Origin of the sequence: Synechococcus sp. KORDI-49, assembly GCF_000737575.1 — a bacterium.
Taxonomy (GTDB): Bacteria; Cyanobacteriota; Cyanobacteriia; order PCC-6307; family Cyanobiaceae; genus Parasynechococcus.
This window is the reverse complement of sequence record NZ_CP006270.1, coordinates 747,830-769,901: the sequence shown is the minus strand read 5'-3', so window position 1 is coordinate 769,901 and position 22,072 is coordinate 747,830. Positions and strand designations below refer to the sequence as shown.

The 22,072-nt window shown below is 63.0% G+C and carries 32 protein-coding genes; 21 read left to right on the top strand and 11 right to left on the bottom strand.

Features of this window, described 5'->3' with window-relative positions:
* The first annotated feature begins 390 nt into the window (after positions 1–390).
* The 4 genes from KR49_RS04145 to KR49_RS04130 all read left to right on the top strand — a co-directional run bounded on the left by KR49_RS04145 (position 391) and on the right by KR49_RS04130 (position 2,850).
* Entirely contained in the window at positions 391–582 is a 192-nt protein-coding gene (locus KR49_RS04145; RefSeq protein ID WP_043691941.1) for a hypothetical protein, read from the top strand.
* A gap of 729 nt (positions 583–1,311) precedes the next feature.
* Entirely contained in the window at positions 1,312–1,830 is a 519-nt protein-coding gene (locus tag KR49_RS04140) for a hypothetical protein (RefSeq protein ID WP_043691938.1), read from the top strand.
* 129 nt (positions 1,831–1,959) lie between these two features.
* Complete coding sequence (locus tag KR49_RS04135; protein WP_052378159.1) at positions 1,960–2,364, top strand: septal ring lytic transglycosylase RlpA family protein; 405 nt, start codon at positions 1,960–1,962, stop codon at positions 2,362–2,364.
* 54 nt (positions 2,365–2,418) lie between these two features.
* Positions 2,419–2,850, top strand: coding sequence for a hypothetical protein (locus KR49_RS04130; RefSeq protein WP_043691934.1), 432 nt, complete (start codon positions 2,419–2,421; stop codon positions 2,848–2,850).
* A 31-nt stretch (positions 2,851–2,881) separates the two neighbouring features.
* Here the strand turns inward: KR49_RS04130 and KR49_RS04125 are convergent, their stop codons facing one another.
* The gene (locus KR49_RS04125) at positions 2,882–3,175 is read right to left on the bottom strand and encodes a hypothetical protein (protein WP_156957096.1); all 294 of its coding nucleotides are present in this window, start codon (positions 3,173–3,175) and stop codon (positions 2,882–2,884) included.
* Positions 3,176–3,503: 328 nt separating this feature from the next.
* Here KR49_RS04125 and KR49_RS04120 point away from each other — a divergent pair, with 328 nt between their 5' ends.
* Positions 3,504–3,707, top strand: a complete 204-nt coding sequence (locus tag KR49_RS04120; RefSeq protein WP_371257665.1) for a hypothetical protein — start codon at positions 3,504–3,506, stop codon at positions 3,705–3,707.
* 17 nt (positions 3,708–3,724) lie between these two features.
* On the opposite strand, the gene KR49_RS04115 is transcribed toward KR49_RS04120, so the two are convergent.
* From KR49_RS04115 to KR49_RS14260, 3 genes are all read right to left on the bottom strand, one after another.
* The gene (locus tag KR49_RS04115) at positions 3,725–4,012 is read right to left on the bottom strand and encodes a hypothetical protein (protein WP_043691929.1); all 288 of its coding nucleotides are present in this window, start codon (positions 4,010–4,012) and stop codon (positions 3,725–3,727) included.
* A 124-nt stretch (positions 4,013–4,136) separates the two neighbouring features.
* Entirely contained in the window at positions 4,137–4,349 is a 213-nt protein-coding gene (locus KR49_RS04110) for a hypothetical protein (protein ID WP_043691928.1), read from the bottom strand.
* Positions 4,350–4,410: 61 nt separating this feature from the next.
* Entirely contained in the window at positions 4,411–4,575 is a 165-nt protein-coding gene (locus KR49_RS14260; RefSeq protein WP_173402126.1) for a hypothetical protein, read from the bottom strand.
* Positions 4,576–4,987: 412 nt separating this feature from the next.
* Here KR49_RS14260 and KR49_RS04105 point away from each other — a divergent pair, with 412 nt between their 5' ends.
* Together KR49_RS04105 and KR49_RS13770 are read left to right on the top strand one after the other, a co-directional pair.
* On the top strand, positions 4,988–6,187 hold the full coding sequence (locus KR49_RS04105; RefSeq protein WP_156957095.1) for a hypothetical protein: 1,200 nt from the start codon (positions 4,988–4,990) through the stop codon (positions 6,185–6,187).
* 26 nt (positions 6,188–6,213) lie between these two features.
* Complete coding sequence (locus tag KR49_RS13770) at positions 6,214–6,507, top strand: hypothetical protein (protein WP_156957094.1); 294 nt, start codon at positions 6,214–6,216, stop codon at positions 6,505–6,507.
* Between the two features lie 105 nt (positions 6,508–6,612).
* Here the strand turns inward: KR49_RS13770 and KR49_RS14255 are convergent, their stop codons facing one another.
* The 5 genes from KR49_RS14255 to KR49_RS04085 form a co-directional block, all read right to left on the bottom strand.
* Positions 6,613–6,789, bottom strand: coding sequence for a hypothetical protein (locus KR49_RS14255; RefSeq protein ID WP_173402125.1), 177 nt, complete (start codon positions 6,787–6,789; stop codon positions 6,613–6,615).
* The gene (locus KR49_RS04100; protein WP_043691921.1) at positions 6,770–6,982 is read right to left on the bottom strand and encodes a hypothetical protein; all 213 of its coding nucleotides are present in this window, start codon (positions 6,980–6,982) and stop codon (positions 6,770–6,772) included. The genes KR49_RS14255 and KR49_RS04100 overlap by 20 nt, the downstream gene beginning before the upstream one ends.
* Positions 6,983–7,100: 118 nt before the next feature.
* The gene (locus tag KR49_RS04095; RefSeq protein ID WP_043691919.1) at positions 7,101–7,337 is read right to left on the bottom strand and encodes a hypothetical protein; all 237 of its coding nucleotides are present in this window, start codon (positions 7,335–7,337) and stop codon (positions 7,101–7,103) included.
* A 35-nt stretch (positions 7,338–7,372) separates the two neighbouring features.
* On the bottom strand, positions 7,373–7,642 hold the full coding sequence (locus KR49_RS04090; RefSeq protein WP_253912814.1) for a hypothetical protein: 270 nt from the start codon (positions 7,640–7,642) through the stop codon (positions 7,373–7,375).
* 21 nt (positions 7,643–7,663) lie between these two features.
* Entirely contained in the window at positions 7,664–8,125 is a 462-nt protein-coding gene (locus KR49_RS04085; RefSeq protein ID WP_043691918.1) for a L,D-transpeptidase, read from the bottom strand.
* A gap of 82 nt (positions 8,126–8,207) precedes the next feature.
* Between KR49_RS04085 and KR49_RS04080 the strand changes: the two genes are divergently transcribed.
* A complete protein-coding gene (locus KR49_RS04080; protein WP_043691915.1) occupies positions 8,208–9,362 on the top strand; it encodes a hypothetical protein in 1,155 nt (384 codons plus the stop codon).
* Here the strand turns inward: KR49_RS04080 and KR49_RS04075 are convergent, their stop codons facing one another.
* On the bottom strand, positions 9,363–9,836 hold the full coding sequence (locus KR49_RS04075; protein ID WP_043691912.1) for a CBS domain-containing protein: 474 nt from the start codon (positions 9,834–9,836) through the stop codon (positions 9,363–9,365). It lies immediately after the preceding gene.
* Positions 9,837–9,868: 32 nt separating this feature from the next.
* Between KR49_RS04075 and KR49_RS04070 the strand changes: the two genes are divergently transcribed.
* Positions 9,869–10,405 (top strand): CDP-alcohol phosphatidyltransferase family protein, encoded by a 537-nt coding sequence (locus KR49_RS04070; RefSeq protein WP_156957093.1) that lies wholly within the window; start codon positions 9,869–9,871, stop codon positions 10,403–10,405.
* On the opposite strand, the gene KR49_RS04065 is transcribed toward KR49_RS04070, so the two are convergent.
* Positions 10,374–11,294 (bottom strand): NAD-dependent epimerase/dehydratase family protein, encoded by a 921-nt coding sequence (locus tag KR49_RS04065; protein WP_043696742.1) that lies wholly within the window; start codon positions 11,292–11,294, stop codon positions 10,374–10,376. The two genes, KR49_RS04070 and KR49_RS04065, sit on opposite strands and share 32 nt — an antisense overlap.
* A 70-nt stretch (positions 11,295–11,364) precedes the next feature.
* Between KR49_RS04065 and hisA the strand changes: the two genes are divergently transcribed.
* From hisA to leuB, 12 genes are all read left to right on the top strand, one after another.
* On the top strand, positions 11,365–12,132 hold the full coding sequence (hisA, locus tag KR49_RS04060; RefSeq protein ID WP_043691906.1) for a 1-(5-phosphoribosyl)-5-[(5-phosphoribosylamino)methylideneamino]imidazole-4-carboxamide isomerase: 768 nt from the start codon (positions 11,365–11,367) through the stop codon (positions 12,130–12,132).
* Between the two features lie 149 nt (positions 12,133–12,281).
* Complete coding sequence (locus KR49_RS04055) at positions 12,282–12,650, top strand: transcriptional repressor (protein WP_253912854.1); 369 nt, start codon at positions 12,282–12,284, stop codon at positions 12,648–12,650.
* Positions 12,651–12,695: 45 nt separating this feature from the next.
* Positions 12,696–14,327, top strand: coding sequence for a DUF3685 domain-containing protein (locus tag KR49_RS04050; protein ID WP_043691904.1), 1,632 nt, complete (start codon positions 12,696–12,698; stop codon positions 14,325–14,327).
* A 36-nt stretch (positions 14,328–14,363) separates the two neighbouring features.
* A complete protein-coding gene (locus KR49_RS04045; protein WP_043691901.1) occupies positions 14,364–14,909 on the top strand; it encodes a thylakoid membrane photosystem I accumulation factor in 546 nt (181 codons plus the stop codon).
* Between the two features lie 66 nt (positions 14,910–14,975).
* Positions 14,976–16,151, top strand: coding sequence for a F420-0--gamma-glutamyl ligase (locus KR49_RS04040; RefSeq protein WP_043691898.1), 1,176 nt, complete (start codon positions 14,976–14,978; stop codon positions 16,149–16,151).
* 54 nt (positions 16,152–16,205) lie between these two features.
* Positions 16,206–17,231 carry a hypothetical protein gene (locus tag KR49_RS04035; RefSeq protein ID WP_043691896.1) on the top strand — a complete coding sequence of 342 codons (1,026 nt, stop codon included), beginning with the start codon at positions 16,206–16,208 and terminating at the stop codon, positions 17,229–17,231.
* Entirely contained in the window at positions 17,231–17,734 is a 504-nt protein-coding gene (gene ruvX, locus KR49_RS04030) for a Holliday junction resolvase RuvX (protein ID WP_043691893.1), read from the top strand. Before KR49_RS04035 ends, ruvX begins: the two co-directional genes overlap by 1 nt.
* Positions 17,727–18,278 carry a DUF3727 domain-containing protein gene (locus tag KR49_RS04025; RefSeq protein WP_043691890.1) on the top strand — a complete coding sequence of 184 codons (552 nt, stop codon included), beginning with the start codon at positions 17,727–17,729 and terminating at the stop codon, positions 18,276–18,278. Before ruvX ends, KR49_RS04025 begins: the two co-directional genes overlap by 8 nt.
* Complete coding sequence (locus KR49_RS04020) at positions 18,266–18,787, top strand: YqeG family HAD IIIA-type phosphatase (RefSeq protein ID WP_043691887.1); 522 nt, start codon at positions 18,266–18,268, stop codon at positions 18,785–18,787. Before KR49_RS04025 ends, KR49_RS04020 begins: the two co-directional genes overlap by 13 nt.
* Complete coding sequence (proB, locus tag KR49_RS04015; protein WP_043691884.1) at positions 18,784–19,866, top strand: glutamate 5-kinase; 1,083 nt, start codon at positions 18,784–18,786, stop codon at positions 19,864–19,866. The genes KR49_RS04020 and proB overlap by 4 nt, the downstream gene beginning before the upstream one ends.
* A gap of 43 nt (positions 19,867–19,909) precedes the next feature.
* The gene (lpxD, locus tag KR49_RS04010; protein WP_043691878.1) at positions 19,910–20,953 is read left to right on the top strand and encodes a UDP-3-O-(3-hydroxymyristoyl)glucosamine N-acyltransferase; all 1,044 of its coding nucleotides are present in this window, start codon (positions 19,910–19,912) and stop codon (positions 20,951–20,953) included.
* Between the two features lie 32 nt (positions 20,954–20,985).
* Positions 20,986–22,059 (top strand): 3-isopropylmalate dehydrogenase, encoded by a 1,074-nt coding sequence (gene leuB / locus KR49_RS04005; RefSeq protein ID WP_043691877.1) that lies wholly within the window; start codon positions 20,986–20,988, stop codon positions 22,057–22,059.
* Positions 22,060–22,072 lie beyond the last annotated feature (13 nt).

The following is a 22,072-nucleotide window of genomic DNA, read 5'->3' as shown; positions in this document are numbered from 1 at the left end:
AGGAAATGGTATTGATGTTTTAAGACAATGTCACCTTGCTCAAGGTAAACATGACGGAAGCATTTGCCGCTGAGGCCATGGCAGCTGTGCTGCGGTTCAGGATCAGCCGAGTGAGCATCGGAGTGGCGGTCTAAACCACTAGGCTCAACGCTGATTCAGGTCAACAATGATTCCGGAGCCCTACGAGCCTTTCGACATTGGAAACGGCCCAGACAAGGTTTTCCTCATTGGAAGTGCGTGGATCGTGCTCTTGCTGTTTCTCCTTTAGTTCGGCAACCCAACCTCGCCTGGCAACGGGGGGGCCCCATCGTTTAGCCGCTGCGCTCAGGGAACCGACACCCGGTTGGGTTGCCGTGGCCAGGCTGATCAGGCCCTTGCTATCGAGAGCTGATGACGGAACCGATCAAGCCCAGGGCGCTGACCTACACCGAGATGATGAATGGTGGCCGCCAGCAGCTGGATGCAGCTGGGCAGCGCCGCGAGCATGAGCTTCAGCAGAGGGTTGAGGCGCTGGAGCGACGGGTGGAGCACCTCGAGCAGTCGTTTCAGCACCAGGCCAGCCAGGCTGAGCAGGAAAGCTGAGGCTTGCGTTCTGCCCGTGTCGGGCCAATCACGAATCCGAACCCAGGCCCTTGCCGAGGGCGCAGATGGCCGGGCATATTTGTTGTGTGAGGAAAAACGCCTCACGGGGTGGAAACAAGGTCACACTCCCGAGAAGCGTTTTGAAGCCCCTGCCTTCGGCGGGGGCTTCTTTTTGCTCCTGCGAGATCGGAGTGGCCGGCTCACCGCGTCCCGCCGGAGCTCCCAAAGAGGAAGGCCGCCCTTCCCGGTGGAAAGACGGCCTAGCTCGCTCGTTTGTGCATTGCAATCGACCTGTTCAGTGAAGCTGTATCCGCGAAGCGTGAAGTGCCCTTCGAACGACAGTGAACTGAGAGAAGAGGTCGAAGCGTCTGGCTTGTGGCAACCCTGGGGCCATTGGAACCAGGTGTGATGCAGGTCTTCTGCGGGGCACCTGAGACGGTGCAGAGAAGAATCGACTGATCAGACGACCATCCGTGTCGTCACAGACGAGTTGCTCACGATTGGGTTGAAAAGTTGGAGCAGGGGCCAGAAAAGTCAGGCTGCTTCTGCCGTTTGCTGTGGTGGAGTGTCGGCCGTCATGGCTCCTCCGATCTCGATGCATCCAGTGTTGGTGTTCCAGGCGACAAAGACAATCGGTGTTAAGGCGCATTGCCTCCGGGGCGATGCCGACCGATTGTTGAAATGGCGTGCCTGGCTCATTCACCGCCTCAGCCCAGCCACAGTACTGAGATGACGAAGCCACTCAAAATAATCACGCTATTTTCCGTCTCACTGTTGCTGGTCTCATGTTCTTCGTCGGGCAGCAACACGCTCAAGTTTTCCAGCAAAGAGGAAGCCTTTCTGGCGCAGGTGGACTTCTTGAAAGACAGCGAAGACATCGTTGTGATCACCAGCCCGACGGATCAGCAGGTTGAGGAGCTGATGCAAGAAAAGCAGAAGGTTCTGGAGGCAGTCTGCAAGACCGTGACCAGGATGGTCAGCACAGGCAAAGATGCGAATGGTGCTGCGTTGGATGCTTCTTCATTAAGCAAGCAACAGGAGTATCTCGATCAGAATTGTTCTCCCGGAGCGATGCCTTCTGTGGATCAAGATGAATTGTCGACACGAGACCTGGTCCAAACACGGTCTTGCGACTTCTATGAAGCAACACGCCGGATTGTCTGCAAGGAATGGCAGGTTCAAGGAGATGAGATCAGCAAGGAGGAATGGGAGGCCATCAAGCCTCAATATTCCTATTTCAACTTTTAGAGCGAACAGCAACAGCGTTCTGGATGCTTCATCGACCCGTGCTCCTGCTTTGATCGATTCGACGGCCCAGGCGGCTGGTCGACAGATTCCATCCCGGTGGCTAGTTCTTGAGAAGATCAGCTTCTGTTCATGCGCAACCTCCTGCGTCTGCCAGCTCTCGCTGCGGTTCTGATCACGCTCGGCGTCAGCGGTTGCGCCAGTGATCAATCCTCATCCAAGCCCGCCCCAACGGCTGAAACCGCCAATGCGACGGAGGGGAGAGCCACTTGGTATGGACCGGGGCTTTACGGAAATAAAACCGCCAGTGGTGAGGTGCTCAAAGAGGGCACGATGACGGCGGCTCACAGCAGCTTGCCGCTGGGGACTGAGGTGAAGGTCACCAGGCTCGACACCGATGAGAGTGTCACGGTGGTGATCAACGACCGCAAGCCGTACAAAGAGGGCACGGTGATCGACCTGGCCCATGGGGCCGCCGATGCCCTCGACATCGACGATGACGGCACGGCCAACGTCAGCATCGAGGTGATGGACTGACGCCGGCAGAGGGGCTAACCCCTCCCACGTTGAAGAGCGCACGACAGGTGAGCTGTGATCAAAAAGCTGGTTCCTCCTTTGCTGCTTGCCATGGTTGCCATGGCTTATTGGTGGATCGACTCGGACCGATCCAAACAGTCAGCCAGAGGTCGGGATGGGATCGTGGCAGGCCGTTCGAGCAGTGATTTTGGAACACTGAAGATTTGGTCCAACCATCAAGCCAATGAACTGACCGGCGTCTACATCAATACGAAGACAGACCAAATGGATGGCCTGATCAATGGAACTCTGGACGGCGATCTGTTGTCAGGCTATTGGATCCAGCAGAAATCCCAGAGAAGGTGTGCTGAGCAGAAGTTTGAAACTTTTTTCTGGGGACGACTGGAATTCAGCTTCGACTCTGGCGATGCCTTTTCAGGCCGGTGGGGCTACTGCGATGACATGGTTCAACGCCAATGGAATGGCCGCAAAGGGATGAGCCGATAACAATGTGCCCCGCTCTCATTGCTTGAGAGATTCAGTCTCTGCTCCAGGTGTCGCCGCAGTTGGCTTTGCTGAATTGCTTCTTGGCCAGGCGGTAATCGGAGTTGTACTGGTCTAGTTGCTGACTGGCTAGATCCTGTTTTTCCTTGTCATCTGTCGACGCAATCGTCATCCTCAACACCGACATCCGCGAGCCCAGCTTGTTCATCGTTCGGATGATGAACTCGCACTCGCTCATGGCATTGGCAGGTCCACCGCTGGCCAGCAGCAGGCTTGCTGTGATCAGGGCCAGCGGATGGTTATGTCTGGTTGTTGATCTTGAATTCATTGAAAATGGCTTCGGCTTCCGCATACTCCTTCTTTTCTCTCAAATAAAAGACTTGTGCTTTCCACCAGTCCCAGGTTTCCATCTGAATGAGCTCATCGAGAATGCGTTCGCGCACTGGCCTGTTGCAGTGGTTTTCAGGTTAGATAGTGAGCTTTTGATGTCAATCCCTGGTAACAGTCAGTCGCTTTAAACCGTATCAGGGGCTACGGTGCCTGATGAGCAGTGTTGCGTGATGCAGAACGATTTCGATTACTCGGCGTCCATTTCTTTCATGGATGTGAGAGAAAATCTTCCTTCTGTCGATCCTGAGAATCTATCTCCCCAGGATGTGTTGGATATTCTTCTGCATCTGTTCCGTCAGAAACCAGGGTTTCTGGATCTCGGCCATGAGATGAACAACCGGGAGACCGGCTGGGTGAATGGCTATCTGTTCAGGCTGAAGCACGACGGGCCGGAGGCGTTTGTGGTGGAAACCGTTGGCTCCAGCGTCGACAAGATGGCAGCGCTGCGCCAACAGCAACAGCAGCAATAACCAGGGCCGTTCCCCGCTCAGACCCTGCTGTAGCCGAGCCTGGTTTCGAAGATCTTCAGGGGCAGTCCGAAGGATTCCATCAGGGTGCGGCAGTCATCGCCCACCGTTCCGTACACCTCAATGCTGAAGCTGTCGCCCAGCTCGGCATGTTTCTGGAGATAAGCCTGAACCGGTGGATTGGACACATGCGCTGCGAAGGCTGCATCGGTCTCGCGGGCAAGCTCGAGGTAGTCGTCCACGCAACCCGTTTTCACATGGATGCGTGCCAGCAGCAGAAAGGGAGTGGCTGAATCGAAGGTCGCCATGGCTGGAGAGGGTTGTGGCTGGAGTCTTGCCGGAGCTGAACCATGCGTCTGTTCCCGCCGCCACGGCGGGGCCTGATTCAAGAAATCCGGCTGTCCACCCTTTCAGATGCTGCTTCTCTCAACTTCAGACGAATCCGAAGCGTTTTGCGGCTGCTGCGTCCAACTCCAATCGGATCTGTGCGGCTGCCTCCCGGGCAAAGGCCTTCTCATTCTCCTGAGCCGTGATGATCTGCTTGGTGAGTTCACGCAGCTGCTCAATGTCCTCGCAGGTATCGATCTCCCGGAAGGCTGCTTCAAGATGGAATCTCTGCTCCATCGACAGGTGATGGTTGGTCATAACGGAAAGAAGGGGATTGCCCCACCGAGGCACGGTGAGGCAGAGGCTGAATGACGCCGTCTCAGACGACTGAGATGCTGAAAGGTGCGGCTGGGAAGCTTGTTGGCATCGGGTCTGTCTGACCATCAGCCATGGCTCTGGCGCGGCGATACATGTCGCTGTTGGTGGCTCCCTGTTGCTCCATTGCTGAGGCAACGACGGCCCAGTTGCGGTGTTCGGTGGTCATGGGAAGTCAAGACCTCGGACGTCCAGAATCTCGCCACGAACCGCCTGCCGTCGTGAGCGCGGAAACCGCCCTCCGACCGAACAACGACTCGGGTCAAGCGTTGATCTCGGTGCTGTCGTCCAACAGTTTCTGAGCAACGCCTGGGGCTGCTTGATGCACCACGCAGACCGTGGTGTCCATGACATCGGACAACGCCGTCGTGACTCGAGCATCGGATCGCCGATCCCGACCGTTTTCTCCCTGATGACCTGCTGCCCTGGATCGACCCCGTCACGCACCAATTCCTACCGCCAAGGTAATTAAGAAAAGGTTATGGCGTCCTGTCAGAAGCCAGTGACAGGGTGCGGGTGAATCCTTAAAACATTCTGGATTCCTTTTACCCAAAATGAAAACACCTCTACTCCTGGCAGCGTTGCTGCTGACGGTTCCGGCCGCGGCAAACGCCCAGAACTCCAGTCGCGCTGGTTCCGATGACCCGAACATGTCTGGTACCACCCAGCGTATGTTCATCATCAACGCCACCACTCCTGGCGGACTGACCTTCTCCGGTGCGGGCACGGCGACGTTCAACAACGCGGTCGGCACCTCCAATCAGTTCAATGTGGGCTCGACGACCAGCATTGGGGTGGACGCCAACGTGTCCGCGACCCAGGAATTCGACGGGATGTCGATGGGTGTGATGCAGATGGGTGCAGGCAGCAACCTGATGCAGACCAATGGCACCTCCTCCTCTGCCGCTGCAACTCAGGCCGCTTCCGCTGCCGCCAACTCAGTGGCAACCGAAACGGCCAAGCGGGAGTCCCACTCACAAGGTTGGGAATATGCCACCACGGCCACCAATCTGTCGGCGACGGAGACAGGTAATTACGGCAGCTATGACCGTGATGGAGAGTGGAAGTGGTCGACCAATTACGACACTGCCTGGTCAGCTCTCGGTAGCGCGCAGTCTTCCTACGCAAGTGAAGCTGCTTATAAAACAGAGCAGAGCAACTTCAGAGAATTCAAGAATGCTTATACGACCTCTTATAACGAGAGTTATAACTCCAGTTACAGCTCTGCGTACAACAACGTCATCACAAACAGTTCTTCTACTGCGACTGAGTCATCTGCGACCGGAATTATCAAGGGTACCTTCAATACAACTGAAAATTCCGTCACCGCGATCGGCCAAGAGGCTCAGTTAGAAGCGATTGTGGCGTCCGCACTGACGGCGGCTGATTCAACAGGCGATACGACCGGTGGTGCATCCTGGACGGCTGCTTTCAATGCAGCCTATGAAGCCGGTTACGCTCAATCCATCGGAACAACCAGCACTCAGAGTGATAGCGAAGTCACGGTTGAGGGCTTGGGTGCCATCGCCAGCGTGAATGCCGACGACAATTCCAGTTTCACCGTGAGCCTGGATCGTCTGGATGCGTTCAAGCTTGTGAATACGCAGGATAACTCGTCTGCAACTGCCAACGGTTCAGCCCTAGCAACGCTGTCGACCAACTCCTTCGCCACTCAGAACAACCAACGCACGGCGTCTGCCTTCATGCAGGCCTTCGCTGCGACGGACACCTCCTCCTCCTCCTCCTCCTCTTCCTCCTCGGATCAGTACTCAGGGAGCTGATTCTGCTGCCTGAGTGCAGAGTTTGCGTGTCTGACTGGAACGATGTTCATCGGTTCAGTCAGGCTTTGATCCCGGTTGAGACTGATTCTTCAGAACTTGACTGGGATGCGTTCAAGTTGAACCAGCTTCAGCATTCAGGGATTTCCGACTCCGGCCGCAGGGATGTGACCGGAGTCTTTTCTGTTGCAGGGCAATCGAATCGCTGTGCTGATTTATCGGGGAATGAAGCAGTTGTCTGCGTTGTAGCCGATCAGGTTCATCACAACGATTGCAAAGAAGCAGCCGATGATAAATGCTCCGGCAACAATTTCATTTTTTAGATCAGCATCCACATGGAAGGTGAGCTGCTGGCGATATTGAACACATCAATCTTCCGCTCGGCTGTAACAGTCGTGGCAGTACGGCAGAGCTTACGCCAGCAAATGTCAGCGCCTTGATGACTCCTCGATGGAGAATTCACTGCGCAGGGATCGTGCGTCCTGGATTCTCTGCTGACGGGCCAGGTGTTTCAGGCGCGTATCGAGCCAGTAGCGCAGACGGGTCGTTGTCCGTTCCGGAGACGGATCATCCCAGCTGCCTGCCTCACCGAATGGCATCGTCATCGGTCTCCGGCGCGGCTTCACGATAACGAGGCTTGACCTTGGAATGCCTGTGCTTGGAAGACAGGTGGAGCAGAGCGGAGGCTCTGTCGTGCTCCTCCGTCTTGGAGAGTTGGCGCACCAGATTCCAGGTGTCCTGGGCCGACATCTCGCCGTCGTTTTCCCATTTGATGCTGGAGAGGTCGGATCCAGACACTGCTGCGGAACCATGCAGGCAAGAAGCTACAAGCTCTCAACAGGGCTCGGCCTCTCAACAACACAATTAATACTTAAGAGATTTGGAAACTGTCGCATTGGATGCTCTGGCGGCCGTTTCATCGTTTGACGAACCCTTTTTCATCAGCCTTCTCCTCGGTTCGCTGTGGAGGCGCCGGGTTGCCGAGCTTGCTGTCGATCCACCTTGAGAAGATATAAACACCAACAAACATCGGCGTGTACAGCAACCACATGTTGTCCAGTTGCAGTCCGCTGTTGTTCGTGATGGTCAGTGCCAGATAGCTCAAGACCATGTAAATAGAAACGCGTCGAAGTGCTGGAAATTTGCTGAACATCTTCTCGGCCTCAAGGAATTGATTCTACTTGACTTCTATTTTTTAAAGACGCCGTTGCAATCTCCGGGAGCTGGTGTGATGAAGCAGTGCCCCTCCGGTGACCAGTAGCCAAGTGCCGGGAACTTCAGCCCCTCAGCACGGGCCTTGGCGTTCACGTCACTGACGCCCTTTCCCTGCACAAGCACATTGCCCTTGCCGTCCACCAGGTCCAGGAAATCGTTCTCTTTGGTCTCCGTCGTGGGATTTGCGTTGGCTCCGAGGGGGAGCATCAGGATCGCGGAGGCAATCAGCAGGCAGCGCATCATGAAGACAGGAAATCGTGGATGTCAGTTCTTGGTGACGAGCACCGGGGTGCCCACCTTGATTCTGTTGAACACCTGAATCACATCATTGTTGAGCATGCGGATGCAGCCCAGGCTCACGGCAGCGCGAAGTTTCACCCAGCTGGGCCAGGCCGTGCCGTGGATGGCGTATTCATCGCGCCCGATCTGCACATAAGCCACATACCGAACCCCAACAGGGTTCTCCGGGCCCGGCGCGATCACCTTGCCTTTCTTGTGATAAACCGGCTGAGGATCCATCTTCGTGACCGCATAGCTTCCCTCCCGTGTCGGTGATTCAGGTGCCCCGATGGCCACCGGGTACTTGCCGATCTCCTTCCCGTCATCGAGAAGGGTGAGATAGCGATCCTTGAGGCTGATCCGGATCGAGGTCTCTGCCTGAGCCGGCGCCACCGAAACAATGCCGAGCCCCAGCAGGGCGGCCAGCAGGATCGGACGGATGGTCATAGGGGCCAAGAGGCTACCGGGAGCATTTTGACCTATTCGAAACGGGCTAGCGTCGATCCGTCGAAACGACTGTCCCCGGCCGATGCCCCGTCTTTCCGGACCCTGCCGTGCCCTGCTGGCTGCTGCTGCGGCGGTGGTGTCCACCTCCCTTCCAGCGATGGCCGGGTTCACCCCCGAACAGCTGGCTGGTTTCGAAGTCACCCATCTGCGCGGCACCGTCAGCACCGTGCTGCCGGATCAGAACGTGCTCGAGATCATCGATCCCGAGGGGCACAAGGAGATCGTCACCGTCGGGATCGACCTGAAGCCCCTGGGCCTCAGATCGGGAGACCGTGTTGATGTCTCGGTGCTGGACGGGCTGGTGGTGGATCTGGAGCGCAGCCGCGACAAGCAGTTGAGCTTCAACCGCGAAGACATCTACATGCCCACTGATATGGGTCCCCTCAAGAAGGGCATGCGGGTGGCTCTGGCCTCTGGCACCGCCAGGGTGATCAAGCTCTCCGAACGGGACCGCACGCTGAGCCTGATGGGGCCTCTCGGAGGCATCCACAACCTGGATGTGCTCGCCGACCCTGGTGACGATCTCTTCCCGAACCTGCGGGCGGGTGATGTGGTGAGCTTCCGTCTGATCCAGCCGGTGGCGGTGGATGTCGACAAGCTCGCTGCAGCCGCTGCCGCGCGTGGCACCACGGTGGAGCAGCCCCTGCTGGCCACTGTGGTGAACGACAGCGCCAGCCTCAAGGCCGAATTGCTGCGTTCCTTTGAGATCACCAAGCTGCAGGGCACGATCCAGCGGCTGATGCCGGCCGAACGGGTGATGGAGCTGCGCAGCCCCTACGGCCACGACATGCTGATCACCCTGGGCGGCCAGTTCAAGGCCCAGGGCCTCAAGGTGGGAGATGAGGTGATCGTCGACATCCTCGATGGTCTGGTCGTTGACCTCCGCAGGAGCCCGGTCAACCGTCTCACCTTCAAGCGGGAGGACGTGATCCTCTCCAGTGATTTCGGCGAGGTTCGCAAGGGGGCCCGGGTGGCGATGGCCACCGGCACCGCGGAAGTGGTGAAAGTGTCCGAGCAGGATCAGGAGCTGAGCCTTCGCGGCCCCTTCGGCGGGGTGCACAACCTGGATGTGCGTGGCGACATCAACGGCGATCCCGTGCAGACCCTCAAGGTGGGGGACTACGTGGAATTCCGGGCGATCAAGCCGATCGCCATCGCCGTGCGCGCATTGAACTGATCAGATCTCCCGGTGGGAGGCGAGTGCACGCACCACGTCTCCCCGGGTGAGCACCCCGATCGGGGCCCGTTTCTCATCCAGCACGAACAGCCGCTGGGTGCTGCGGTCATGCAGCTGGGACGCCGCCTTCGGCAGCGGCAGGTCGGCGGCACAGCAGTGGGTGTCCTTGCGCATCAGGTCTCCCACGGTCGTCCCCAGCACCTGATGCACCTGCTTGTCCCAGTTCAGTGGGTTGCGCAGGTAGATGACGCTGTCCAGAAGCATCACGTAGGGGCCGGCGTCCACGCCGCTCTCCCGCACCATCAGGTCCTGCTCGCTGAGTTCTCCGACCAGGGCTCCCTCGCCATCCACCACCGGCAGGCCACTGATGTGATGGTCGCTGATCAGCTGCACCGCATCCTGCAGAGCCGTCTCCGGAGAGACGCTGAGCACGGGCTGGGTCATCACATCCGCCACCGTCAGCTGCAGGACCATGATTTGCAGGAATCTGCCCGCATTCTGCGCCGTTGGCCTTCCCCTTCCGACAGCTCGCCGATGGACTCACCGTGGGACGGGCCGTCTCCGGTCTGCCGCTGATCCTGGCGCTGCAGCTCGGAGAGCGTCCGATCGCCTGGTGGTTGCTGCTGCTGGCGGGTCTCAGTGACGCCGCCGATGGCTGGTTGGCCCGTCGGGCCGGTGGGGGCAGCAGCTGGGGGGCCCGTCTGGACCCGTTGACGGACAAGGTGCTGATTGCCGCTCCGCTGCTGTGGCTCGCCTCCACCGGAGGCCTGCCGCTCTGGGCGGTTTGGTTGCTGCTGGCCCGCGAACTGCTGATCTCCGGCTGGCGCTCGCAGGCCTCCGACGGAGCCCCCGCGTCCCGGAGCGGCAAGCTGAAGACGATCCTGCAGTTCCTCAGCCTGCTGCTGCTGCTCTGGCCACCCGCCTGGGGTGGCCATGCGGCGCTGGTGATCCTGGGCTGGTGGCTGTTCTGGCCGTCCCTGCTGTTGGCGTTGACGTCCGCCGTCGGTTATCTCAGGCCCCGATCAGGGTCGCATCGGAGCTGAAGTCCGGCGCCGCGGTGGGTGAGAGGGCGTAGTCGTTGGCGTAGCTGTCCGCCAGGCCCGCCGCCAGATCGAAGCTCGGCTGCCAGGCCAGCTCCCGTTCCACCCGGCTGATGTCGGTGAGGAAGTGGTTCAGTCGCAGCGGGAAGGCCTTGCGGGCCTTCGGATCAAGACCGGAGGGATCGAAGCTGCGCAGCTCCACGGTGTCGGGATCCCTGCCGCAGGCCCGTGCCGCCGAGCGGATCAGGCCCAGGAAGGTGATCCCCAGCTTGCCCGAGCAGTTGTAGATGCGATTGGCGGCAGCCTCCACGTCGATGCAGCGGGCCATCGCCTCGGCCAGGTCCTCCACATGACCGAGCTGGGTGATGGTGCTGCCGTCGCCGGGCAGGGGCACTGGTCGGTTGTTGACGATCCGATCGAAGAACCAGCGTTCGATCGGGTTGTAGTTGCCGGGGCCGTAGATGTAGGTCGGGCGGAAGCTGGTGAAGGGGATGCCTTCCGAACGCAGCCAGGCCTCGGTGTCCGCCTTGCCGGCATGGCGGCTCTGCGGATCGGTGGGGCAGTCCTCATCCAGGGGCCACTGGTCTGAGCCGGCATAGACGCCGGCAGAGCTCACGTAGACGAAGCGGTGCTCGGGGGCGCCCGTGATGGTCAGCACCCGGCGGCTGTCCTCGAGCTTGCGGCCGGAGCTGTCGACGATCACGTCAAAGCGCATCCCCTGCAGGGCCTTGAGCCCCTCCTCCGTGCTGCGGTCCCCGCGCAGGTGGGTGACACCGTCGGGAACCGGATTCTTGCCGCGGGTGAACAGGGTCAGCGCATGGCCCTGGGCCTGCAGCCTGGCCACGAGCGGCTTGCCGACGAAACGGGTTCCCCCCATCACCAGGATCTTCACGGCCGTCCAGCGAAAAGCGCAGCCATTGAAGCGCGGAGCTGCAGGATGGACGCCGCCCCGGTTGTTCGCCATGGAGATCATCCCCGCCATCGATCTGCTCGACGGTGCCTGCGTGCGGCTGCATCAGGGGGATTACGACCAGGTGACCCGCTTCAGCGATGACCCGGTGGCCCAGGCCCGCAGCTGGCAGGCCCAGGGCGCCACCCGTTTGCATCTGGTGGATCTCGATGGGGCCCGGCGTGGCGAGCCGGTGAACGATGCAGTGGTGCGGGCCATCACCGCCAGTCTTGATATCCCGGTGCAGCTGGGTGGCGGTGTGCGGTCGCTGGAGCGTGCCGAGGATCTGCTGGCCTGCGGTCTGGACCGGGTCATCCTCGGCACCGTGGCCATCGAGCAGCCGCAGCTGGTGACGGAGCTGGCCGGGCGTCATCCCGGCCGCATCATCGTGGGCATCGATGCCAAGCATGGCCGGGTGGCCACCCGCGGCTGGATCGAGCAGAGCGACGTTCTGGCCACGGAGCTGGCGGAACGGTTGAGCAATGCCGCCATCGCTGCGATCATCTCCACTGACATCGCCACCGATGGCACCCTGGCCGGGCCGAATCTGCAGGCTCTGAGGGCCATGGCCGAGGCCAGCCGCGTGCCGGTGATCGCCTCCGGCGGCATCGGTTGCATGGCGGATCTGCTGTCGCTGCTGGCCCTGGAACCACTGGGAGTGAGCGGCGTGGTGGTGGGACGAGCGCTCTATGACGGCCGGGTGGATCTGGCCGAGGCCATCAGCGCCATCGGCGAAGGCCGTCTGCAGGATCCCGTCGAGCACATGGCCGATCTGGCCTGATCCAGCTCCTGGCGTCCAGTCCGGTCAGCACGCCTTAAGGTGATGTTAGAGAAACCGGCTCTGTGCTAACGCGCTCCCCACAAGACGCGTCTTCCTCATCCCCCCCCGGGGGGCTGCAGGACGTGTTCGAGCGTTGCCGCAGCCTTGGCATGCGACTCAGCCGTCAGAGACGCATGGTCCTTGATCTGCTCTGGTCTGAGCGCAGTCATCTCAGTGCCCGGGACATCTTTGAGCGCTTGAATGCCCGCGGCCGCAGCATCGGTCATACCTCCGTGTATCAAAACCTCGAAGCACTGCAGTCCGCTGGCGTGATCGAGTGCCTGGATCGGGCCAACGGTCGCCTGTACGGCTACCGCAGCGATCCTCACAGCCATCTCACCTGTCTCGAGACAGGATCGATCGAGGACATCGATGTGCAGCTGCCCGATGACCTGCTCAAGCAGATCGAGCGGCGCACCGGCTTCCGCATCGAGTCCTACACGCTTCAGCTGAATGGTCGCCGCACCCTGGAGGAATGAGCCAGGGCTCGTTACGTTGACGGTCAGCTCGTCGTCCGCCGCACCTTGGCTGTCACTTCTCCGGTGCGGATTCTGCTGCTGGCGCCGGATCTGCTTGCCGAAAGCCTCGCTCTGCAGCTGACCGCAGCGGACGAATCCCTGGAGGTGATGCTGCGTCCCGAGCAGCTGGCCGGTCACCCGGCCCTGGTGATCTGGTCGCTGGATCGCGTCATCAGCCTCACGGCCATCGAGCGCGAGGCACGTCGTTTGCAGGAACGCTGGCAACCGGCGCCGCTGTTGCTGCTGCTGCCTGCCGATCTCAGCCTCGATCGCGACCAGATCCTCTCGCTGCCCGCGGCGGGGCTGCTGCAGAACGCCGACCTGGCGACGCTGCAGCAGGCCGTGACCACCGTGCTGGGTGGTGGCCGGGTGGTGGATGTGAACCCGGTCGAAGCAGGGAGTTCAACAGCCGCGTCTGCTCCCATGGGACTGGGGCAGTGGTTGCTGGTGAGCGGCCTGCAGCAGATCAGTCAGGACCTGCAGATGATCGAGGCGCTGCTGATGCCGCCTCCGGCGGATCCATTGCTGCGGTTTCTGCTGGAGGGACGACGGCGAGAACTGGCGGCGGCCCGCTCGCTGCTGCTCTGGATCTGGGGCCCCCTGCAGCTCGGTCTGCAGGATGCGGTGCCTCTCACGACCACCCACGATCGCAGCGCTCCGGTGGAGTCCGCCTCCGTTGCAATCACGCTGAGAGAACGCAATGCCATCGCTGTCTGGGGTGCGATCCGCAGCCGTCTGGATGGTTCGGTGCAGGCCGGCCTGAGCAATGCCACCGGCAGTCTGCTGGCGCTGGAGGGCCTGAATCCGGAGCGTCGACGTCAGCTGTTGCTTGCACTTCTGCAGCAACTGGATCTGGTGCTCGCCAGGTTGCGCGGCAGCGATGGCGATCCGGTGCAGAGCGGAGCCTGGGCTGAACTGCAACCGGAACTGCGCCGCCAGGCCCTCACCGCGATGGCTGGCAGCTACGTCCGGCTCCCCAGGGAAGGCACGCTTCTGCCGGTGGCGGAGTCGCTGCTGGGGGAGGCTGATCTTTCCGCCGTTGATGAGGAGTTGCCGGATCCCTCCCGCATGCTCACCCCGCTGCTGGTGGATCAGCCGGTGCTGGTGAACGGTCAGCTGCTGCCGGCGGATGATCCCCGCGCTCTGCTGCAGCTGGAGTCGTTGGTGAGCAACTGGTTGGTGCGCACCGCCGAACTGATCAGCGCGGAACTGCTGGATGCCTGTGGTGCCTGGCCGGAACTGCGCCGTTATCTGCTGGGTGAGCGCTATCTGGCCACCCGGGAACTGGAGCGTCTGCGCAACCAGCTCAACACGCAGTGGCGCTGGGAGGCCTGGATCGAGCGGCCCGTGCAGCTGTATGAGAGCCGTCGGGTGCTGTTCCAGTTGCGACAGGGACGGATCGAACCGCTCCAGCTCACCGAGCCGCGTGATCGCGAGCTCAATCAGCTCGGCTGGTGGCAGCGGCAGGTGGCGCTGCTGCTGGAGACCCGTGATGCGCTGGCCCCGCAGGTTCAGGCTCTGGTGCAGCGCATCGGTGATCTGGCGGTGGTTCTGCTCACCCAGGTGGTGGGACGGGCGATCGGACTGATCGGCCGCGGCATCGCCCAGGGCATGGGCCGCAGCCTGGGACGGGGCTGAGCCGAGCGTCACAATGACGCCTGGTTCCGTCGTCTCATGGCATCCCTGCTCCGCCTGCTGCTCAGCCTGAGCGTCGCGCTGCTGCTGATCGTGCGTCCGGCCTACGCCGTGCTCAACGACGACAGTTACGACGGCAACATCTATGCCCTCTATGCCGGCAATGGATCCCTGGTGCCGCCGACCAGCACCCTGAAGGAATCACGGGCGGCCGGTCGCACCTCGGTTCTCATCTTTTACCTGGATGACAGTGCCGTGAGCAAACGCTTCGCACCGGTGGTCTCCGAACTGCAGCGGCTGTGGACCCGCAGCATCGATCTGCTTCCCCTCACCACCGATGAGCTGCAGGGACGCGAGAGCGGAGCCGCCGCTGATGAACCGGCTCGCTACTGGAACGGGCGGATCCCTCAGGTGGTGGTGATCGCCCCCGACGGGCGGGTGGTGCTGGATCAGGACGGTCAGGTGCCGCTGGCGGTGATCAATGGCGCCATCGCTGAGGCCACCGGTCTGCCGGCACCGGAACTCCCGTCCATCAACCCGGAAGGACGTTTCAACGAGGTGAACATCGAGGTCACGGCGAACTGAGTGCTTCGCCGTTGATCCGCCTACGCTGCCGCCGAGTTTTCCCGGTTTCGCGGCCGGAACCTGCGCGTGTCCGTGCTGATCGCCCCGCTTGCTCTCGGCCTTGGAGTGGGCTGGCTTGAGTTGCGCCATCGTCTGCGTCCGGCATCGCCGCTGCAGTTAAGGGCTCTGGAATGGCATGTCGAGCCCTCTGGTGCCGAGGTGCGCATCAGCGGTCTCCTGGAGATCAGCAACCCCCATCCGCGCATGGAGGTGTTCGTTCCGGAGCTGCGGGTGGACCCGGTGCTGCTGGGCAAGTCGGATCCTTCGGCTCTGGAGATCAGCACCCGCATCGAGGCGGATCATCCGGATGAGGAGACCCGCGAGGACGGCTACTGGGCGGCTTATATCGTCAAAGGGCGCAAGACCACCCGTGCACGGGTGAAGATCCGGCTGCGTGCCGCCGACGGACGCAACCCGCTTGATCTGGTCGACAGCCTCTGGGTGGATGTTCACTGGCTCAATTACGGCCCCTTCGGTCGTCTGCCACGGCGTCAGGGTGTGCTGGTGCCGCTGCGGCGTCCGCAGCCGCTCCGTGCTGAGGCCGCTGAGTTCCTGACGGGTGACGGCTGCCGGGTGTTGCCGTTGCGCACCCATCTGCTCGGTCCCCTCGACGATCCCATCGATGTGATGCGCACCTATGCCGCAGACCTCGTGCAACCCGGTGACGTGCTCACCATCGGAGAGACCCCCGTCGCCGTGATCCAGAACCGCTACCGCCATCCCAGTGAGGTGGAGCCGGGGATGGTGGCGCGTCAGCTCTGCCGTGTCTTCCATCCCACCAGCAGTCTCGCTACCGCCTGCGGCATGCAGACCCTGATCGATCTGGTGGGGCCGACCCGGGTGGTGGTGGCCTGGATCGGTGGGTTGCTGATGAAGCTGATCGGCATTCCCGGCGGGTTCTACCGACTGGCGGGGGATCAGGCCCGCCTGATCGACGACATCACCGGCACCACCCCTCCCTATGACCAGACGATCGTGCTGGGCCCCGATCAGCCGGAACGACTCTGCCGTGAGGCGGCTGCTGAACTCGGTGTCGATGTGGCGATCGTGGATGTCAACGATCTGGGACGGGTCAAGGTGCTCGCCGGCAGTGCCGGATGCGATGAGGCGTTGCTTCAGCGTGCGCTCAAGCCGAATCCCGCCGGCAATGCCAACCAGCGGACGCCCCTGGTGCTGGTCAGGCCAGGTCCAGCGTCGGCCTGAATTTCACACCGTGCGAGCGATAGATTGAAGCGAGGGTTACTGGAGGAGTTGTCCATGGTGGAAACCTCCCAAGCTCCTCTGAGGGTGGAATCCCTCAATCCGTTTCACCTGGCTCGCTTTCAGGCGATCAGCGATACCAGCCAGCTGCCCCGCTTCCAGGCGGCGCTTCTCGGGGATTGGATGGCCCGCCTCGAGCAGCGCTTTCCGGATCTGCTGCCCAGCCGTTCCCCCCGCTGCCTTCTGGCCATCGAAGCGGACCGTCCTCTGGCTGCAGTCGTCGCCAGGCCATACAACCGTCGCGGCAGCTGCTGGAGCCTGCAGCTGCCGCAACAGCTCGGTGAAAGCAGCCAATGGAGCTGCAGCAGCGTGCGCAGAACCCTGCTGCAGCAAGCGCTGCAGCTCGGCAGTCCCCAGGTGCTCAGCTGGGTGGTGCGCTGTCCGGCCGGTGATGCCGACGGCATCGCCCTGATGCGTGAGCTGGGTTTCCAGCCGCTGCGCCCCTTCCAGGCCTGGCTGCCCCCGGCGGCTGTCCCAGAGCCGGCGAGCCAGAGTTTGCCCAGGGGACTGAGCTGGCAGCCGATCAATCGGCGCACCGCACAGCTGCTCTGGCCGATCGAGCAGGGGGGCAATTTCAGCCACCTGCGACAGATCACCGATCGCCACTGGCTGGATCTGCTGGATCGCAACGGCCCTGGATCCGGCGTTCTCATGGACGGTGACCATGTGCTCGCGGGCAGCGTTCAGCTGTTCGAGAGCAGTGATGACCGCCAGCTGGAACTGATCCGCGATGTGGCCTGGGATCCACGGCTGGATGAGGCGCTGCCTGCCCTGCTGCAGTGCCTGCTGCGCGACGGGCGCCCGGATGCTCTGGTCACGGCTCAGGACGACGCTCCTCTGGCGCATCTGCTGCTGGCGCAGGGCTGGCGGCAGGGCGATGAACATCTGCTGATGGGCCGCAGCATGTGGAGGCGGCAGGTGTCCCCGCGCTCTCCCCTGCATACCCGGGCACTCGATGAGGTTCTCGGCAGCCTGCGGCCTCAGAGAACACCCCTGCCCACCCCCAGTCTCGGCCGCCGCTGATCGTGCCCCTGGTCTGTTCGGTGCTGAGTCTGGATGTGGGGCGACGGCGCATCGGACTTGCGGGCTGCGATCCGCTGGGCATCACCGTGACGGCGTTGCCGGCCCTCGCCCGATCCCGCTTCGATGCCGACCTCGCCGTGCTGCGGGACCATTGCGCCCGGCGCTCCGTGCAGGGCCTCGTGGTGGGCCTGCCCCTGGATTCCGAGGGGTCGCCGACGCCTCAGGCGGAGCATTGCCATCGCTATGGACTGCGCCTCGCATCGGCCCTCAACCTGCCGCTGGCCTGGGTGAATGAGCAGTGCAGCACCTGGGCCGCTGCCGAACGCCACGGTCTGCACGGCGACCGAAGCGGCCGTCTCGACAGTGCCGCCGCTGCGCTGCTGCTGGAACAGTGGCTCCAGGAGGGGCCGGAGCTCAAACCGGTCCAGCCGGGGGGTGTGATGCCGGGCATCAACAGCGGCGATGATGGATCCTTGGCCCATCGACCGACGGACCATGCGTGACCCCGGGCCCAGCAGCAGCGGTGATGTGCCCACCGTCCTCGTTCGCGATCGCGAGGGCCATGATCTGCTCTGCTTCCTCGAGCAGCTGATCCCGCTGGATGGCGAGGACTACGCCCTGCTGACCCCGGTGGACACCCCGGTGTCCCTGTTCCGCCTCAGCGATGGGGATTCGCCGGAGCCGATCACGACGGTCGCCAGCAGTGAGCCGATCCTCTCGGTGGCCGATGTCGTGCTGCAGGAGCACGACCTCACCCTGGTGCGCTCCGCCGTCACGCTCACCGTCAGCGGTGAACTGGACGAGCCGGATCCGGACGAACTCGAGGACGACGAGGACGATGAGGACGATGAAGAGACGGAAACCTATGAGCTGCTGGTGAGTTTCATGGTCGACCAGCAGGAGTACGGCCTCTACATCCCCCTGGATCCGTTCTTCGTGGTGGCCCGCATGGTGGATGGTCAGGCTGAACTGGTGGAGGGAGAGGATTTCGATCGGATCCAGCCCCGCATCGAAGCCGAGATCGAGGAGCGTGAATGGCCGGAGTGAGTCCCAGTCACTGGTTGCTGCCCGACTGGGATCCGGGCCTGACCATTGCCCATCTGCCGCTGCCTCACCTCACCGGACGCGACATCCAGGCAGCGGTCATCGATGTGGACCGCACCCTCCTGCCCGGGCGGGCGGTGCGCCTTCCCGACAGCGTGAGGGTTTGGCTCGAGGACGCGGGGCGGCGCCTGCAGCTGCATCTGTTCAGCAACAACCCCTCCAAGGCGCGGATCTCGGCGGTGGCCAGTCAGCTCGATCTCAGCTTCACCTGCGGAGCCGGCAAGCCGCGACGGGGCGCCCTGCGCCGCGTCATCGCGGATCTGGATCTGCCGCCGCGATCGATCGCCATGGTCGGTGACCGGCTGTTCACCGACGTGCTCTGCGGCAATCGGCTCGGTCTCTACACCGTGCTGGTGCGGCCGATCCGTGAGGACGGCGCCCCCTGCGACAGGGATCGGGTTCAGCGTCTGGAGCGGCGTCTGGCACGGGTTCTGGGAGCCCCTGCCGCGTGATGCTGTGGGTGGTGAAGCTGGGCACCAGCCTGCTGCGCGGTGACACGGCTGCCGTGATCGAGGGCTATGGAGCCGCGATCGCCGCTGCCATGGAGCGTGGTGATCAGGTGGTGCTGGTCACCAGCGGGGCGGTCGGTCTGGGGTGTCAGCGTCAGCAGCTGCCCCGTCGTCCCGACACCGTTGTGGCGCTGCAGGCGGCCGCTGCCATCGGCCAGGGACATCTCATGGCCCTCTACGAACGGGCGTTGTCCCGCCACGGGCGGTCGGTGGCCCAGGTGCTGCTGACCCGCTCCGATCTGGCGGATCGCCGCCGCTACCAGAACGCCTCCAACACCCTGCGGCAGCTGCTCAGCTGGGGGGTTCTGCCAGTGATCAACGAGAACGATGCGATCTCTCCGGCGGAACTGCGCTTCGGGGACAACGACACGCTGTCGGCCCTGGTGGCAGCCGCTGTCGATGCCGATCAGCTGATCCTGCTCACGGATGTGGATCGTCTTTATTCCGCCGATCCCCGCACCGTTGCGGATGCCAGGCCCATCTCCGATGTGCATCACCCGCGTGAGCTTCAGGCCCTGGAGGCGGGTGCCGGCGATGGTGGTCGCTGGGGCCGCGGCGGCATGACCACCAAGCTGGCGGCAGCACGGATCGCCACGGCCAGCGGCATCACCGTGCATCTGGCCGATGGTCGCGATCCCAGCCGTCTCGATCAGCTGCTGCAGGGCGACCGGGGCGGCACCGTGTTTCATCCCCATCCGGAACCGCTCGGCAACCGGCGCAGCTGGTTGGCCCATGTGCTGCAGGCGCAGGGCACCCTGCGCCTGGATCCAGGGGCCTGCGAGGCGCTGCTGGAGCGGGGAGCCTCGTTGCTGCAGGTGGGAATCACCGCGGTGGAGGGGGAGTTCGGGGCCAGCCAGGCGGTGAACCTGGTCGACCCTGACGGTCGGTTGCTGGGACGCGGACTCTGCTCACAGTCCAGCGCCGCGCTGCGGCAGGGTCTCGGTGCCGCAGCGGGCGATCGACCCTCTGCTGTGGTGGTGCATCGGGATGCCCTGGTGCTGAGCGATCGGCTTCTGCCCTGAGCGGTCCTGCGCGCCTACGATCCGGCCGCGGCATCGCTCAACCATGCGCTTCAGCACTCTGATCACGGCTCTGCAGCAGGGCCAGGCCGGTCTGAGGCACAGCGCGACAGCGACGGATCCGGAGCTGCGCAGCGCCGCATCGCTTGAGGCGGCAGCTTCGGATCAGCTCAGTTTTCTGGAGAAGGGCAACGCCCTGACGGCGGCACTGGCCGACAGCCATGCCGGGGCTGTGCTGCTGCCGGACCAGCAGGACCTGATCGATCTGGCCACCCAGCGCGGTATCGCCTTCGCCGTCTTCGCCGATCCCCGGCTGGCCTTCGCCGAGGCACTGGAGCGGTTGCATCCCCGTCGTCGCCCCCTGGCGGAGATTCACCCCACGGCCGTGATCGACGACCGGGCTCAGGTGGGACCCGGCACGGCCATCGGACCACGGGTCTGCATCGGTGCCGCCAGCCGGATCGGTGCGAACTGCATCGTGCATCCCGGGGTGGTGGTTTACGACGATGTCGTCGTCGCCGACGGCTGTGAACTGCACGCCAATGCCGTGCTCCATCCCGGCAGCCGGGTCGGGCGGGGCTGCGTGGTGCATTCCAATGCCGTGATCGGCTCCGAGGGGTTCGGTTTCGTTCCCACGGCCCAGGGGTGGCGCAAGATGCCCCAGACGGGACAGGTGGTGCTGGAAGACGGTGTGGAGGTGGGTTGCGGCAGCACCATCGACCGCCCCTCGGTGGGAGAGACGCGGATCGGCGCCGGCACCAAGATCGACAACCTGGTCCAGGTCGGTCATGGGGTGACCACCGGCCGGGGCTGTGCCTTCGCCTCCCAGGTGGGCATCGCCGGTGGTGCCCGCATCGGCCATGGCGTGATCCTGGCGGGGCAGGTGGGCGTGGCCAACCGCACCGTGATCGGCGATCGGGCCATCGCCAGCTCCAAGAGCGGTCTGCACGGTGAGGTGGCGGCCGGTGAGGTGGTGAGTGGGTATCCGGCGATTCCCAACCGGTTGTGGCTGCGCTGTTCCGCGGCCTTCAGCAAGCTGCCGGAGATGGCCAGGACGCTGCGGGAGCTCAAGCGGGACTCTGCTCAGTAATCTCAGCGGCTGTCCTGTCGCACCGGTCCTCCATGGCCCAGCACCGCGTCGTTCTTCTTCCCGGTGACGGCATCGGTCCGGAAATCACCGCCGTGGCCCGCCAGCTTCTGGAGACGGTGAGCGAGCGGCACGGGTTCCAGCTCAGCTTCGAGGAGCAGCCCATCGGTGGCAGCGCCATTGACGCCACCGGTGAGCCGCTGCCCGCCTCAACACTGGAGGCGTGCAGGCAGGCGGATGCCGTGCTGCTGGCGGCGATCGGCAGCCCCCGCTTCGACAGCCTGCCCCGAGAGAAGCGACCGGAGACCGGTCTGCTCGGTCTGCGGGCCGGCATGCAGCTGTTCGCCAACCTGCGGCCGGTGAAGATCGTGCCCGCGCTGATCGGGGCCAGCAGCCTGCGGCCCGAGGTGATCGAGGGCGTGGATCTGATGGTGGTGCGTGAACTCACCGGCGGCATCTACTTCGGTCAGCCCAAGGGGCGGATCGAGGCCGACGGCGAGGAGCGGGGCTTCAACACCATGACCTACTCCGCATCGGAGGTGGATCGGATCGCCAGGGTGGCCTTCGATCTGGCCCGCGAGCGTCGTGGTCGTCTCTGCTCGGTGGACAAGGCCAATGTGCTGGATGTGAGTCAGCTCTGGCGTGATCGCGTCGACACGATGGCCCCCGGCTATGGCGATGTGGAGGTGAGCCACATGTATGTGGACAATGCCGCGATGCAGCTGGTGCGGGACCCGCGCCAGTTCGATGTGCTGCTCACGGGCAATCTGTTCGGCGACATCCTCAGTGACGAGGCGGCGATGCTCACCGGCTCCATCGGCATGCTGCCGTCCGCGTCGCTGGGCAGTGATGGTCCCGGACTGTTCGAGCCCGTGCATGGCTCCGCCCCCGACATCGCCGGTCAGGACAAGGCGAACCCCATGGCGATGGTGCTGTCCGCCGCCATGATGCTGCGCATCGGCCTGAAGCAGTCGGCTGCGGCGGCGGATCTCGAGCGGGCCGTCGACACGGTGCTGGCGTCGGGTCTGCGCACGGGTGATCTGATGGCGGAGGGCTGCACGCCGGTGGGCTGCAGCGCCATGGGCAGGGCGCTGATTGAAGCGCTCTGATGTCTGTATTGGT